Raw genomic sequence first — 12,974 nt, forward strand, 5'->3', positions numbered from 1 at the left:
GTTCCGCTAAGGCCTGTCCGCTCTGCTGCCGATACTGTTTCTGTGAATACCCAACGATAACAAACAAGACAGCAACGATAGCGATATCCTTGCCCTGGCACGGATTGTGCCATTCAGGAGTGGTGATGGAGTTCTTTGATATCCGTAAGATGCCGGTCAGCCTCTGGCGCAATGGTGCTGGCGAAACGCGTGAGATTTGCTGCTTCCCTCCCGCGACGCGCGATTTTCACTGGCGTGCCAGTATCGCGACTATCGCCAGCAACGGCGAATTCTCCTCGTTTCCCGGTGTCGACCGGGTGATTACCCTGCTGGAAGGGGGAGAGGTGACGCTGGATGCGGGCCAGGCGTTCTTCCATACCCTGAAGCATCATCAGCCCTACAGTTTTGCCGGCGATTTGCCGGTGAAAGCGCTGCTTTGTGATGGGCGGATGGCGATGGACTTTAACATCATGACCCGGCGCGACTGCTGCCAGGCGAAGGTGCGCGTTGCTGACCGAACCTTTACCACCTTTGGCTCGCGCGGGGGCGTGGCGTTTGTGCTGAGCGGGGCGTGGCAGCTGGGTGATAAACTGCTGACGGCCGATCAGGGCGCCAGCTGGGAGGAAGGTACCCATACGCTGCGTCTGCTGGAGGCTCAGGGCACCTTATTGTTCAGCGAAATCACGTGGCTGCCAGGTCATTGAGCACAACTATCTCAAACTTTCCGGCCAGGACCGGTTTACAGAGAATTTTATAGCCATCGTGGTCAAATCCGGCGGGCGTGCGCAGCAGGGTAGCCGCGTCGCTGATGTCGTCGACGGCGCCCAGCCAGAGCCAGTTGTTGACGATGTGATACTGGGTCATTGCCTCGCCCACTTCTTTTAGCGCAACGGCGCTTTCCCACGGCCAGCAGTTTACGCTGATGGCCGCCAGACCGCTAAGGAGCCTGGCGTGATGCGCCTCAACGCTCTCTTTCCCGCAGCAGGCACCAGCGCAGCGCTTCAGCGCGGATCGAAAACAGGCGCGTCCGCGGGTGGTTGCCTCCAGACCCAAAAGGCTGTAGCAAAGCTGACGCTCGTCCGCCAGCGTCTGCAGCGCCTGGAGTGCGGCACGCTTATTGGCGAACAGCCCATAGAGATTCGGGGCATGAGAAAAATCGACGTCGCGCGCGTAGACGACCTGCGGCTTGCCATCGTTGATCTGCAGGGAGCAGAGCTGACGGTTGCGGCGCAGGCGCTTATTGAACAGCGGCTGTTGTTCTTTTATCAACCGCGCCTCCAGCAGCAGCGCGCCCATTTCTCCCGCCGTCTGGAACCAGGTAATGCGTCGCGACTGGCGCAGCATGGCGGCCTCGTCCGGCGTACGAAGATGGGATAACACCCGGCTGCGAATGTTCACGCTCTTGCCGATATAAAGCGGCAGGGTGTCGCTTTCGCCGTGAAAGATGTACACGCCCGGCTGTTTAGGCAGCGCCTCAAGCCAGGGGCGAAGGTGTTCGGGATATTCGTAGATAGCCGCCGCTTCAAACTCAAGACGCGGGGCGGATTGACGCCTGCTCACATACTGCTCCATATACTGTTCAGGCATACAGTGTAGCAGGAGTGTGGTGGTTAAAAAAGAGCCGGGTGGCGCTGCGCTTACCCGGCCTACAACAGCGCGAAACCGTAGGCCCTGCAAGCGAAGCGCCGCTGGGCAAAAATGTTGGCTATTTCTTCCAAAAATCGTCAAACACCGTAATGGGCGTGTGGCGCTTGTGCTCGGTTTTCAGATACCAGCCTTCAATGATTTTCGCGGTACCTTCATCCAGCTTTTTGCCTTCCAGATAATCATCAATGTTGTCATAGGTGACGCCAAGGGCCGCTTCATCCGGCAGGGAAGGGCGATCGTCTTCAAGGTCCGCTGTCGGCGCTTTCTTATAAAGATGCTCAGGACAGCCCAGCGCGGCCAGCAGCTGCTTACCCTGACGCTTGTTGAGACGGAAGATAGGGTTAATGTCGGTGCCGCCGTCGCCGTATTTGGTGAAGAAACCGGTGATCGCTTCTGCCGCGTGGTCGGTACCGACGACGACGCCTTTGGTCATCCCGGCGATGCTGTACTGCGCTTTCATGCGCTCGCGGGCTTTCTCGTTGCCGCGAACAAAATCGCTCAGCTCAATGCCCGCTTCGCGAAGCGCCTGCTCGCTTGCCAGCACCGAGCCCTTAATATTCACGGTCAGCACGCGGTCAGGCTGAATGAAGGTAATCGCATCCTGGCAATCCTGCTCGTCCGCCTGTACGCCATAAGGAAGACGCACCGCGATAAACTGCAGTGTCTCATCGCCCGTCTCTTCGCGAAGCTCTGAAATCGCCATCTGGCAGAGTTTACCGGTCAGGGTAGAATCCTGGCCGCCGCTGATGCCCAGCACCAGGGATTTCAGGAACGCGTTCTTTTTTAAGTACGACTTTAAAAAATCCACGCTGCGGCGGATCTCTTCATGTGCATCTACCGTAGGCTTCGCGCCCAGTGCCTGAATAATCTCTTGTTGCAGAGCCATCACGCCCTCCATATGCAGTACATAAACAGAATGTGTTAGCTGTTAAAACTAACCCTTTGGGCGTGAAACGACAAGGATCACAGTTTCGAGTGCGCTAATTTGCGCCGATTTAGCAGGTTATCGTTGTTTTATTAGAATTTTCCGAAATTCGTCTGGCGTAATTCACAAAGTTGAACAATAGTACTTTTTATCCCATGCTTAGATAACACGCTGATAAACAAGAGGACGGAATATGAACAAGAACGTAGCAGGAATTCTTAGCGCAGCGGCGGTACTGACTATGCTGGCAGGGTGTACGGCTTACGATCGCACCAAGGATCAGTTTACGCAGCCCGTAGTAAAAGACGTCAAAAAAGGGATGACCCGTTCGCAGGTGGCTGCGATTGCCGGTAAACCATCTTCTGAAGTGACCATGATTCATGCGAAGGGAACCTGCCAGACCTATATCCTGGGTCAACGTGATGGTAAGGCAGAAACCTACTTCGTCGCCCTGGATGATACCGGTCATGTGATCAACTCCGGCTATCAGACCTGTGCTGAATACGACACCGATCCACAGGCACCTAAGGCGCAGTAACCCTGCTTGCCTGAGGATGTTAACAAACCGGCCCACGGGCCGGTTTTTTTATGTATCAGAAAATCTTATTTCTTTGCGCGAATTATTTGCCCGAAATGTGAAGGGAGTCAACAAGCCAGGTCAATGAGAAACAATTTGAGCCTATCCAGAATTATCCCCTGTCTGTACCATTGCGTATACTCACTCCAACGATAAACAACAGTACGCAAGCTACCTGTCTGCCGGGACAGCGAGTCGAGTGATAGCGCGATGGCAGGTAGTCATACAAGAGGGAAATCACGATGGAAAAGAAACATATCTACCTGTTCTGCTCAGCGGGCATGTCTACGTCGCTTCTGGTGTCAAAGATGCGTGCGCAGGCTGAAAAGTATGAAGTCCCTGTGGTGATTGAAGCGTTTCCAGAGACGCTGGCGGGCGAAAAAGGCCAGACAGCCGATGTCGTTTTACTGGGGCCGCAAATTGCCTATATGTTGCCCGAAATTCAACGACTGTTACCGAATAAACCGGTCGAAGTGATCGACTCGGGGCTGTACGGCAAGATTGATGGTTTAGGTGTTCTTAAAGCTGCTGTGGCAGCAATTAAAAAAGCTGCTAATTAATTTTTATTTTTCCCGTCAAAGAGTTATTTCACACACAATACGCCGTAACATGCGTTACGGCATTTAAGGGTATTTTCCTATGAGTAAAGTCATCGCTTCACTTGAAAAGGTACTCCTTCCTTTTGCTGTTAAAATAGGAAAGCAGCCTCACGTTAACGCCATCAAAAACGGCTTTATTAAATTAATGCCGTTGACGCTGGCCGGGGCCATGTTCGTTTTAATTAACAACGTTTTTCTGAGCTTTGGTGAAGGTTCCTTCTTTTATTCATTAGGAATTCGGTTAGACGCTTCCACTATTGAAACCCTTAATGGTTTTAAAGCCATCGGCGGCAACGTCTATAACGGTACGTTGGGGATTATGTCGCTGATGGCGCCTTTCTTTATTGGGATGGCACTGGCAGAAGAGCGTAAAGTGGATCCGCTGGCTGCCGGGTTATTATCCATCGCCGCTTTTATGACCGTGACGCCATATAGCGTGGGTGAAGCCTATGCCGTTGGCGCCAACTGGCTGGGTGGGGCCAACATCATCTCAGGTATTGTTATCGGCCTGGTGGTGGCAGAAATGTTCACCTTTATTATCCGTCGCAACTGGGTTATCCGCCTGCCGGATAGCGTACCGGCTTCCGTATCTCGTTCATTTTCCGCGTTGATTCCAGGCTTCATTATTCTCTCCATCATGGGGATTATCGCCTGGGCGCTCTCCCACTGGGGCACAAACTTCCACCAGATCATCATGGACTCTATCTCTACGCCGCTGGCGTCGATGGGTGGCGTGGTCGGTTGGGCGTATGTGATTTTCACCTCTCTGCTGTGGTTCTTTGGCGTGCATGGTTCACTGGCACTGGCCGCGCTGGACAGCGGGATTATGACCCCCTGGGCACTGGAAAACGTTGCGCTTTACCAGCAGTACGGCTCCGTTGACGCGGCGCTGGCAGCGGGTAAAACCTTCCATGTGTGGGCGAAGCCGATGCTTGACTCCTATATCTTCCTGGGCGGTACCGGGGCGACCTTGGGTCTGATCATCGCGGTCTTTATTGTCTCTCGTCGTGCCGACTATCGTCAGGTCGCGAAGCTGGCGCTGCCATCAGGCATCTTCCAGATTAACGAACCGATTCTGTTCGGTCTGCCAATCATCATGAACCCGGTAATGTTCATTCCGTTCATCCTGATTCAGCCGCTGCTGGCCGCCATTACCCTGACGGCGTATTACCTGGGCATTATTCCACCGGTCACCAACATTGCGCCGTGGACCATGCCGGCGGGCCTGGGTGCCTTCTTCAACACCAACGGCAGCGTCGCGGCCTTCCTGCTGGCGATATTCAACCTCGGGATTGCTACCCTGCTGTACATGCCGTTTGTGGCGATTGCCAACAAAGCAGCCACCATTATTGATGAAGAAGAGAGCGAAGAGGATATCGCCCTCTCACTGAAATTCTAAGATTGACCGGCGCGGGGAAGCCCGCGCCAGCCACAAGGAGCTTAAAAATGTTAGATTTGGATAGTATTGTCGCAGACGAAGCCGTCGAGAACGATCTCGAAGAAGTGGTGATGGGGCTTATCATCAACTCGGGACAGGCCCGAAGCCTGGCCTATGCCGCGCTGAAGCAGGCCAAGCAGGGGGATTTCGTCGCCGCGAAAACCATGATGGAACAGTCCCGCACGGCGCTCAACGAAGCGCACCTGGTGCAGACAAAGCTGATTGAAAGCGACCAGGGCGAAGGGAAGATGAAGGTCAGCCTGGTACTCGTCCACGCGCAGGATCACCTGATGACCTCGATGCTGGCGCGTGAGCTGGTGGCGGAGCTCATTGAGCTTCACGAGAAAATGCACTAAGTCAGACTGAGTAGCAGGAGGTCAGCACGATGGAAATTAAAACCGCACTTGAGCAGCAGCTGTTTAACGGCAAAAATTTTCACGTGGTTATCTACAACAAAACGGAGAGCGCCAGTGGTCTGCACCAGCATGACTACTACGAATTCACGATTGTTCTGACCGGCCGCTACTACCAGGAGATCAACGGTAAGCGCGTCCTGCTTGAGCGAGGAGATTTTGTCTTCCTGCCGATGGGGTCTTATCACCAGAGCTTTTACGAATTTGGTGCCACCCGTATTCTGAATGTGGGCGTCAGCAGACGCTTCTTTGAGAAGCACTATCTGCCGCTGGTGCCGTTCTGCTTCGTGGCCTCCCAGGTCTATCGTGTCAAAAACGAGTTTATGACCTGGATTGAAACGGTTATCGCCTCGCTTAACTTCCGCGACAATGAATTTGATGAGTTTATTGAAACGGTGACCTTCTACGTGATGAACCGGCTGCGCCACCATCGTGAAGAGCAGCAGGTGACGGATGATATTCCGCAATGGCTGCGCGGCACCGTTGAGCTGATGCACGATAAAGACCAGTTCAGCGAAAATGCGCTGGAAAATATGGTGTCCCTGTCGGGGAAATCCCAGGAATATCTGACCCGTGCGACGCAGCGCTATTATCGTAAAACACCCGTGCAAATTATTAATGAAATCCGCATTAATTTTGCCAAGAAACAGCTGGAAATTACCAACTACTCTGTTACCGATATTGCGTACGAGTCAGGATACAGCAGTCCCAGCCTGTTTATTAAGACCTTTAAGAAACTGACTTCATTCACACCGAACAGTTACCGGAAAAATTTAACGGTAATTAATTAACTTTCGGCGGATTACCCGCCACAAATATTGCTTTAATGGCTTGCCCAAATAGCGGGAAGAGTACGCTATACCTTGCAGGCGATTAACCTGATACGCTAAGGGAGATATTATGCAGAAGAAATTAAAAGTCGTAACCATTGGTGGCGGCAGCAGCTATACCCCGGAATTACTTGAAGGTTTCCTGAAACGTTATCATGAATTACCGGTCAGCGAATTATGGCTGGTGGACGTTGAGGAAGGCCAGGAGAAGCTGAATATTATTTTCGACCTGTGCAAGCGCATGGTGGAGAAAGCGGGCGTGCCTCTAACCGTGCATAAAACCCTGGACCGCCGTCTGGCTCTGAAAGATGCGGATTTCGTCACCACCCAACTGCGCGTGGGTCAGCTGAAAGCGCGAGAGCTGGACGAGCGTATTCCGCTGAGCCACGGCTATCTCGGTCAGGAGACCAACGGCGCGGGCGGCCTGTTCAAAGGTCTGCGTACCATTCCGGTGATTTTCGACATCGTCAAAGACGTGCATGAGATCTGCCCGAACGCGTGGGTGATTAACTTTACCAACCCGGCCGGGATGGTGACCGAGGCGGTCTATCGTCATACCGGTTTCAAACGCTTTATCGGCGTCTGTAATATTCCGATCGGTATGAAGATGTTTATCCGCGACGTGCTGGCGCTGACCGACAGCGACGATCTCTCTATCGACCTGTTCGGCCTGAACCACATGGTGTTCATTAAAGACGTTATCGTGAACGGAAAATCGCGCTTTGCCGAACTGCTCGACGGCGTGGCTTCCGGTCGCCTGACGGCGGCCTCCGTGAAAAACATCTTTGACCTGCCGTTCAGCGAAGGGCTGATCCGCTCGCTGAACCTGCTGCCGTGCTCGTACCTGCTTTACTACTTCAAGCAGAAAGAGATGCTGGCCATCGAAATGGGCGAGTACTATAAGGGCGGCGCGCGCGCGCAGATTGTTCAGAAAGTCGAGAAGCAGTTGTTCGATTTGTATAAAGATCCGAACCTGAACGTCAAACCGAAAGAGCTGGAGCAGCGCGGCGGGGCCTACTACTCCGATGCGGCGTGCGAGGTGATTAACGCCATCTACAACGACAAGCAGGCGGAGCACTATGTCAACGTGCCGCACCACGGCCATATCGACAATATCCCGGCGGACTGGGCGGTTGAGATGACCTGCATCCTGGGACGCGATGGCGCTAAACCGCATCCACGCATCACCCATTTCGATGATAAGGTCATGGGCCTAATCCACACCATCAAAGGCTTTGAAGTGGCGGCAAGCAATGCGGCGCTGAGCGGCGAGCTCAATGACGTGCTTCTGGCGCTGAACCTTAGCCCGCTGGTGCATTCCGACCGCGATGCGGAGCAGCTGGCCAGTGAGATGATCCTGGCGCATGAAAAATGGTTGCCGAACTTTGCCGCCACGATCGAGAAGCTGAAGTTCAAACACCACTAAGAGGACGCGCAATGGAAAACCTGCTGATCGTTAATGCTGATGATTTTGGCCTCTCGAAAGGCCAGAACTACGGCATTATTGAAGCCTGTCGTCGGGGTGTGGTGACCTCTACCACGGCACTGGTGAATGGTGAGGCGGTTGAACACGCGGCGCAGCTGAGCCGCGAGGTGCCGGAGCTGAGCGTCGGCATGCATTTTGTGCTGACGCTCGGGATGCCGCTTTCGCCAATGCCGGGCCTGACGCGCGACGGCCAGCTGGGCAAATGGATTTGGGAACTGGCGGAGCAGGATGCCCTGCCTCTCGAAGAGATTGCCCGCGAGCTGGAGCGTCAGTTCAACCGCTTTGTTGACGTGTTTGGTAAGGCGCCGACGCACATCGACAGCCATCACCACGTGCATATGATCCCGGCGATTTTCCCGATTGTCGCGGAGTTTGCTCAGCGCAAAGGCGTGGCGATGCGCGTGGATAGGGAGGCGCGTGGCGTGCCCGCCTGCGACGTGACAACGACTGAGGGGTTCAGCAGCGCATTTTACGGCGATGAGATCGACGAAGCGCTGTTCCTGAAGGTGCTGGATGATTCCGCCGCGCGGGGGGAAAAGTCGCTGGAGGTCATGGCGCATCCTGCTTTTGTCGATAATACCGTGCGGAAAAGCGCCTACTGCTGGCCGCGCCTGGCGGAGCTGGACGTGCTGACGTCGGCGTCGCTGAAGTATGCGATTGCCGAGCGTGGGTATCGGTTGGGGACGTTTGGGGATCTGTAAGAGGTGCCGGGTGGCGAGGTAAAAGCAAAACGGTAACCTGGGTTACCGTTTTTATTGTTTTCTCCCTCTCCCGTGGGAGAGGGGCGGGGTGAGGGCATCAGGCCGCACAACCGGGAATGGTTTTTACGCCGGGATCAGGTCAATCTTACTGCTGCGTGACCAGACGCGGTGCGCGGCGAGCAAATCAAACAGCTTCGTCATAAACGCATCGTCAACGTTGTCGCCCTCGACAATACCGTCCTCACCCTGATCGGCCACCTTCAGTTGCGCCTTAAACCGTCGCGCGTCGCCGGACAGCGCGATCGGTTTAAGGTGCTTATAGGCTTCCAGCAGATAATACACGGCGTCACCGTTATTCAGCAGGCTGTCAATATCCCCGCACGGCACAATCACCGCATCGACGGTCAGCGATGGCGCCCCGGCAAAGGTTGCCGCCACCGGCAGCACGGAGCCGTCATCGGCGGTCACTTCCCCCATGCGGGAATAAAGCAATTTCGCATGCACGCCCTGGGTTTTCAGCGCCTGCATGATCCCCAGCACGTCGCTGGCGCGGGTTTTGTCGTTCAGCAGAATGGCGACCACGCGGCCTTTAATCGAGCCACCCGGCACGGCATACAGGCTCAGGGACGGATCTTTCTTCACGCCGTTAACCTCTTTCGGCGGGGCAAGGTTGCGCTGCTCATCGGTCAGCGTAATACCCAGGTTATCCGCAACGCTCTGGGCGAGCTGAATATCAATGCGCGCCAGCTGATCGACCACCCGCTCGCGGATGTAGGTACGCACCACTTTACTCAGCTCAAAGCTGAAGCCGCCGATAATGTGCTGTTGCTCAATCGGCGTCTGGCTGTTCCAGAACAGGCGAGGGTGGGCGTAATACTCGCCGAACGACGGGCTGCGCTCGCGAATTTTGTTGCCGTCGATACGCTCCTGGTACGATTCGAATCCACCGCGTTTCGGCCCGGGAGGGGTTTCACGCGGCCAGTTATCGTTGATGGAGTTCGGCTCATAGTTAGCCGGGTTGGTATCAATATCCTGACGGTGCATCCCGTCGCGCTGGAAGTTGTGGTACGGGCAGGTTGGGCGGTTAATTGGAATTTCGTGGAAGTTCGGTCCGCCAAGACGGCTGATCTGCGTATCGGTATACGAGAACAAACGTCCCTGCAAGAGCGGATCGTTGGTGAAATCCAGCCCCGGTACGATATGCCCAGGGTGGAACGCGACCTGTTCGTTCTCGGCAAAGAAGTTATCCGGGTTACGGTTGAGCACCATTTTACCCACCAGCTGAACCGGCACCAGCTCTTCCGGGATCAGCTTCGTCGGGTCAAGAAGATCGAAATCAAACTTAAATTCGTCCTCTTCCGGTATGAGCTGCAGGCCCAGTTCGTATTCCGGGAAGTCGCCCGCTTCAATGGACTCCCACAGCTCGCGGCGATGGAAGTCCGGATCGCGCCCGGTCAGCTTCTGCGCCTCGTCCCATACCAGCGAGGCTTTACCCGCCACCGGCTTCCAGTGGAAGCGCACAAACGTGGCTTTACCCTCGGCGTTGATCAGACGGAAGGTGTGGATGCCAAACCCTTCCATGGTGCGATAGCTGCGCGGAATGCCGCGGTCTGACATCGCCCACATCACGTTGTGTAAGGTTTCAGGCTGCAGGGAGACGTAGTCCCAGAAGGTGTCGTGCGCACTTTGTCCCTGCGGTATGGCCCAGTGGGGCTCCGGTTTTACCGCATGGACAAAGTCAGGAAATTTATGCGCGTCCTGAATGAAGAACACCGGGGTGTTATTGCCCACCAGATCGAAAATACCCTCTTCGGTATAAAACTTGGTGGCAAAGCCGCGAATATCCCGAACCGTATCAGCCGAACCGGCGCCGCCCTGTACGGTGGAGAAGCGCACAAATACCGGAGTGATTTTGTCCGGGTCGGAGAGGAAGTCCGCTTTGGTGATCGCTTTCAGGCTCTTGTATGGCTGGAAGTAGCCGTGCGCAGCGGAACCGCGCGCGTGAACGATGCGTTCCGGAATGCGCTCATGGTCGAAATGGGTGATTTTTTCCCGCAGGATAAAGTCTTCCAGCAGGGTTGGCCCGCGCGCGCCTGCGCGAAGGGAGTTCTGATCGTCAGCAATGCGCACGCCCTGATTGGTGGTGAGCGCAAAACCTTCGCCACCTTTACGGTGTGGCTCAAGCGATTTCAGCTTCTCGTTTCCCGTGTCCGGTGATTTTACGCTTCCCGGTGCGGTAGGTTGTTCGCCCGGTGCGGAAGGGCCAGGGGAGGGGCGGTGAGAGCCGTCAGCAGGGGCAAGAGAGTCCATACCCGGTTGAGATTCCTCAGTGCCATGAATCGGTGATTGATGTGTTTTATCTTTGTTCGACATTGCACGCTTCTCCTTTATCCATTGCTAAAAACCCTATTAAGGATAGAACAATGTCGCGAGATGGCTCGCGAACTAAGAGTTTTCACATGCCGTCATTAGCGAAAGGAGCCATCCTACCCACTCGGAGCGCGACGGAAGGCAGCAGGATCGGCTATCATAGAATTTTCCTGCTTCAAGAATTTGCTTTAGTGAACCAGTCGCTTATGAAACCTCTTCGTCAACAAAACCGCCAGGTTATTAGCTATGTGCCCCGCGTTGAGCCCGCGCCGCCTGACCATGCCCTGAAAGTGGAGGGTTTTCGCGATGTCTGGCAGCTGCGGGGGAAATATGTGGCCTTTGTGCTGATCGGCGAACACTTCCGTCGTTCACCCACGTTTACGGTGCCGGAATCGGCGCAGCGGTGGGCGATGCAGATCCGCCAGGATGAAGAGGTTGAAGAATAACAGCCATAAAAAAACCGCCATCAGGCGGTTTTTTTATTTCTAAAGTGATTAACGGTGCGCCAGCTCGGCGTCGTCTTCACTTTCCAGAATCGCTTTGTCGGTTTGCTTCAGCCACTGGCTGGTCAGCGTACCGGCGGTCATGGAGCCGCTCACGTTCAGCGCGGTACGGCCCATGTCGATCAGCGGCTCAACGGAGATCAGCAGCGCGACCAGCGTCACGGGGAGACCCAGCGCAGGCAGCACAATCAGCGCGGCGAAGGTTGCACCGCCGCCAACGCCCGCAACGCCTGCGGAGCTTATGGTAACAATCCCGACCAGCGTGGCAATCCAAACCGGATCCAGCGGGTTGATACCCACGGTTGGCGCAACCATCACCGCCAGCATCGCCGGGTACAGACCCGCACAGCCGTTCTGACCAATGGTGGCACCAAAGGAGGCAGAGAAGCTGGCGATGGATTCAGGCACGCCCAGACGACGGGTTTGCGCTTCAACGTTCAGCGGAATAGAGGCTGCGCTGGAACGGCTGGTGAAGGCGAAGGTCAGCACAGGCCAGACTTTACGGAAATATTTCAGCGGGCTGACGCCGTTCACGCCCAGCAGGATGCCGTGCACCACGAACATAATGCCCAGGCCCAGATAAGAGGCGACAACGAAGCTGCCCAGCTTAATGATGTCCTGCAGGTTAGAGCCAGCAACCACTTTGGTCATCAGCGCCAGCACGCCGTAAGGGGTGAGCTGCATGACCAGACGAACCAGCTTCATCACCCAGCTTTGCAGGGTGTCAATCGCGGTCAGCACGCGTTCGCCTTTTGGCGCGTCGTCCTTCAGCAACTTCAGCGCCGCTACGCCCAGGAACGCGGCGAAAATAACCACGCTGATGATCGAGGTTGGGCTCGCACCGGTCAGGTCAGCAAACGGGTTCTTCGGAATGAAGGAGAGCACCATCTGCGGCACGGTCAGGTCAGCCACTTTACCCACGTAGTTGGTTTGAATCGCGGTAAGACGCGCCGTTTCAGCGGTACCCTGAACCAGACCTTCTGCGGTCAGGCCAAACAGGTTGGTGACCAGCACACCCACCAGCGCGGCAATCAGCGTGGTGAACAGCAGCGTACCAATGGTCAGGAAACTGATTTTTCCCAGCTGAGTGGCGTTATGCAGGCGGGCCACGGCGCTCAGAATAGAGGCGAACACCAGCGGCATAACGATCATCTGCAGCAGCTGGACATAGCCGTTACCGACGATGTTGAACCACTGAATAGAGTCTTTCAGAACTGGATTATCGGAGCCATAAATTGCCTGTAATGCCAGACCAAATACGACACCCATGGCCAGACCAACCAGCACTTTTTTCGCCAGGCTCCACTGTTTGTGGCGCGCCTGCGCGAGAAGCAATAGCAATACAACGAACACAACGACGTTCGCGATGAGTGGAAAATTCATCCCCGTTCTCCTGATTTATTATTGGGTCGGTTTTTACCGATCCTGTTGGCGGAAGGTTAGCAGAAGTGTGATGTAGCGCTTATATCCAAATGGAATGGGTTATGACAAATGAGATAATTTTGT

Annotated in this window: 13 protein-coding genes; 9 read left to right on the plus strand and 4 right to left on the minus strand. The window is 55.0% G+C overall.

Annotation, left to right across the window (positions count from 1 at the left end):
* The first annotated feature begins 125 nt into the window (after nucleotides 1-125).
* Complete coding sequence (gene ves / locus GVO84_RS09055; RefSeq protein WP_121423429.1) at nucleotides 126-683, plus strand: environmental stress-induced protein Ves; 558 nt, start codon at nucleotides 126-128, stop codon at nucleotides 681-683.
* Here the strand turns inward: ves and cho are convergent.
* Together cho and nadE are read right to left on the minus strand one after the other, a co-directional pair.
* Nucleotides 661-1,539: an excinuclease Cho gene (gene cho, locus GVO84_RS09060; RefSeq protein ID WP_201283060.1), complete on the minus strand. Its 879-nt coding sequence runs from the start codon at nucleotides 1,537-1,539 to the stop codon at nucleotides 661-663. The two genes, ves and cho, sit on opposite strands and share 23 nt — an antisense overlap.
* A 145-nt stretch (nucleotides 1,540-1,684) precedes the next feature.
* Nucleotides 1,685-2,512, minus strand: a complete 828-nt coding sequence (gene nadE / locus GVO84_RS09065) for an ammonia-dependent NAD(+) synthetase (protein ID WP_023335358.1) — start codon at nucleotides 2,510-2,512, stop codon at nucleotides 1,685-1,687.
* A 232-nt stretch (nucleotides 2,513-2,744) separates the two neighbouring features.
* On the opposite strand from nadE, the gene osmE reads away from it, so the two are divergent.
* The 7 genes from osmE (at nucleotide 2,745) to chbG (ending at nucleotide 8,595) form a co-directional block, all read left to right on the plus strand.
* Entirely contained in the window at nucleotides 2,745-3,089 is a 345-nt protein-coding gene (gene osmE, locus GVO84_RS09070; protein ID WP_010430142.1) for an osmotically-inducible lipoprotein OsmE, read from the plus strand.
* A gap of 281 nt (nucleotides 3,090-3,370) precedes the next feature.
* On the plus strand, nucleotides 3,371-3,688 hold the full coding sequence (chbB, locus tag GVO84_RS09075) for a PTS N,N'-diacetylchitobiose transporter subunit IIB (protein ID WP_008500676.1): 318 nt from the start codon (nucleotides 3,371-3,373) through the stop codon (nucleotides 3,686-3,688).
* Nucleotides 3,689-3,767: 79 nt separating this feature from the next.
* Complete coding sequence (gene chbC, locus GVO84_RS09080) at nucleotides 3,768-5,126, plus strand: PTS N,N'-diacetylchitobiose transporter subunit IIC (protein WP_121423431.1); 1,359 nt, start codon at nucleotides 3,768-3,770, stop codon at nucleotides 5,124-5,126.
* 47 nt (nucleotides 5,127-5,173) lie between these two features.
* The gene (gene chbA, locus GVO84_RS09085; protein ID WP_121423432.1) at nucleotides 5,174-5,521 is read left to right on the plus strand and encodes a PTS N,N'-diacetylchitobiose transporter subunit IIA; all 348 of its coding nucleotides are present in this window, start codon (nucleotides 5,174-5,176) and stop codon (nucleotides 5,519-5,521) included.
* A 29-nt stretch (nucleotides 5,522-5,550) separates the two neighbouring features.
* The gene (gene chbR, locus GVO84_RS09090) at nucleotides 5,551-6,369 is read left to right on the plus strand and encodes a transcriptional regulator ChbR (protein ID WP_159513926.1); all 819 of its coding nucleotides are present in this window, start codon (nucleotides 5,551-5,553) and stop codon (nucleotides 6,367-6,369) included.
* Nucleotides 6,370-6,478: 109 nt separating this feature from the next.
* The gene (locus GVO84_RS09095) at nucleotides 6,479-7,834 is read left to right on the plus strand and encodes a 6-phospho-beta-glucosidase (RefSeq protein WP_159513927.1); all 1,356 of its coding nucleotides are present in this window, start codon (nucleotides 6,479-6,481) and stop codon (nucleotides 7,832-7,834) included.
* An 11-nt stretch (nucleotides 7,835-7,845) separates the two neighbouring features.
* Nucleotides 7,846-8,595 (plus strand): chitin disaccharide deacetylase, encoded by a 750-nt coding sequence (chbG, locus tag GVO84_RS09100; RefSeq protein WP_159513928.1) that lies wholly within the window; start codon nucleotides 7,846-7,848, stop codon nucleotides 8,593-8,595.
* 123 nt (nucleotides 8,596-8,718) lie between these two features.
* Here chbG and katE read toward each other — a convergent pair whose 3' ends face one another.
* A complete protein-coding gene (gene katE / locus GVO84_RS09105; protein ID WP_159513929.1) occupies nucleotides 8,719-10,968 on the minus strand; it encodes a catalase HPII in 2,250 nt (749 codons plus the stop codon).
* An 86-nt stretch (nucleotides 10,969-11,054) separates the two neighbouring features.
* Here katE and cedA point away from each other — a divergent pair, with 86 nt between their 5' ends.
* The gene (cedA, locus tag GVO84_RS09110; RefSeq protein ID WP_268891362.1) at nucleotides 11,055-11,411 is read left to right on the plus strand and encodes a cell division activator CedA; all 357 of its coding nucleotides are present in this window, start codon (nucleotides 11,055-11,057) and stop codon (nucleotides 11,409-11,411) included.
* A 48-nt stretch (nucleotides 11,412-11,459) separates the two neighbouring features.
* Here the strand turns inward: cedA and GVO84_RS09115 are convergent, their stop codons facing one another.
* Nucleotides 11,460-12,851, minus strand: coding sequence for an L-cystine transporter (locus GVO84_RS09115; RefSeq protein ID WP_029740442.1), 1,392 nt, complete (start codon nucleotides 12,849-12,851; stop codon nucleotides 11,460-11,462).
* Nucleotides 12,852-12,974: the final 123 nt, after the last annotated feature.

It is taken from the genome of Enterobacter sp. SM3 (assembly GCF_009811935.2).
GTDB classification, from domain to species: domain Bacteria; phylum Pseudomonadota; class Gammaproteobacteria; order Enterobacterales; family Enterobacteriaceae; genus Enterobacter; species Enterobacter asburiae_D.

Coding starts and splice junctions, on each gene's coding strand:
- chbB (WP_008500676.1), top strand. CDS start 3,371: ATGGAAAAGAAACATATCTACCTGTTCTGCTCAGCGGGCATGTCTACG.
- chbC (WP_121423431.1), top strand. CDS start 3,768: ATGAGTAAAGTCATCGCTTCACTTGAAAAGGTACTCCTTCCTTTTGCT.
- GVO84_RS09115 (WP_029740442.1), bottom strand. CDS start 12,851: ATGAATTTTCCACTCATCGCGAACGTCGTTGTGTTCGTTGTATTGCTA.
- cedA (WP_268891362.1), top strand. CDS start 11,055: ATGCCGTCATTAGCGAAAGGAGCCATCCTACCCACTCGGAGCGCGACG.
- GVO84_RS09095 (WP_159513927.1), top strand. CDS start 6,479: ATGCAGAAGAAATTAAAAGTCGTAACCATTGGTGGCGGCAGCAGCTAT.
- katE (WP_159513929.1), bottom strand. CDS start 10,968: ATGTCGAACAAAGATAAAACACATCAATCACCGATTCATGGCACTGAG.
- chbA (WP_121423432.1), top strand. CDS start 5,174: ATGTTAGATTTGGATAGTATTGTCGCAGACGAAGCCGTCGAGAACGAT.
- nadE (WP_023335358.1), bottom strand. CDS start 2,512: ATGGCTCTGCAACAAGAGATTATTCAGGCACTGGGCGCGAAGCCTACG.
- osmE (WP_010430142.1), top strand. CDS start 2,745: ATGAACAAGAACGTAGCAGGAATTCTTAGCGCAGCGGCGGTACTGACT.
- chbG (WP_159513928.1), top strand. CDS start 7,846: ATGGAAAACCTGCTGATCGTTAATGCTGATGATTTTGGCCTCTCGAAA.
- chbR (WP_159513926.1), top strand. CDS start 5,551: ATGGAAATTAAAACCGCACTTGAGCAGCAGCTGTTTAACGGCAAAAAT.
- ves (WP_121423429.1), top strand. CDS start 126: ATGGAGTTCTTTGATATCCGTAAGATGCCGGTCAGCCTCTGGCGCAAT.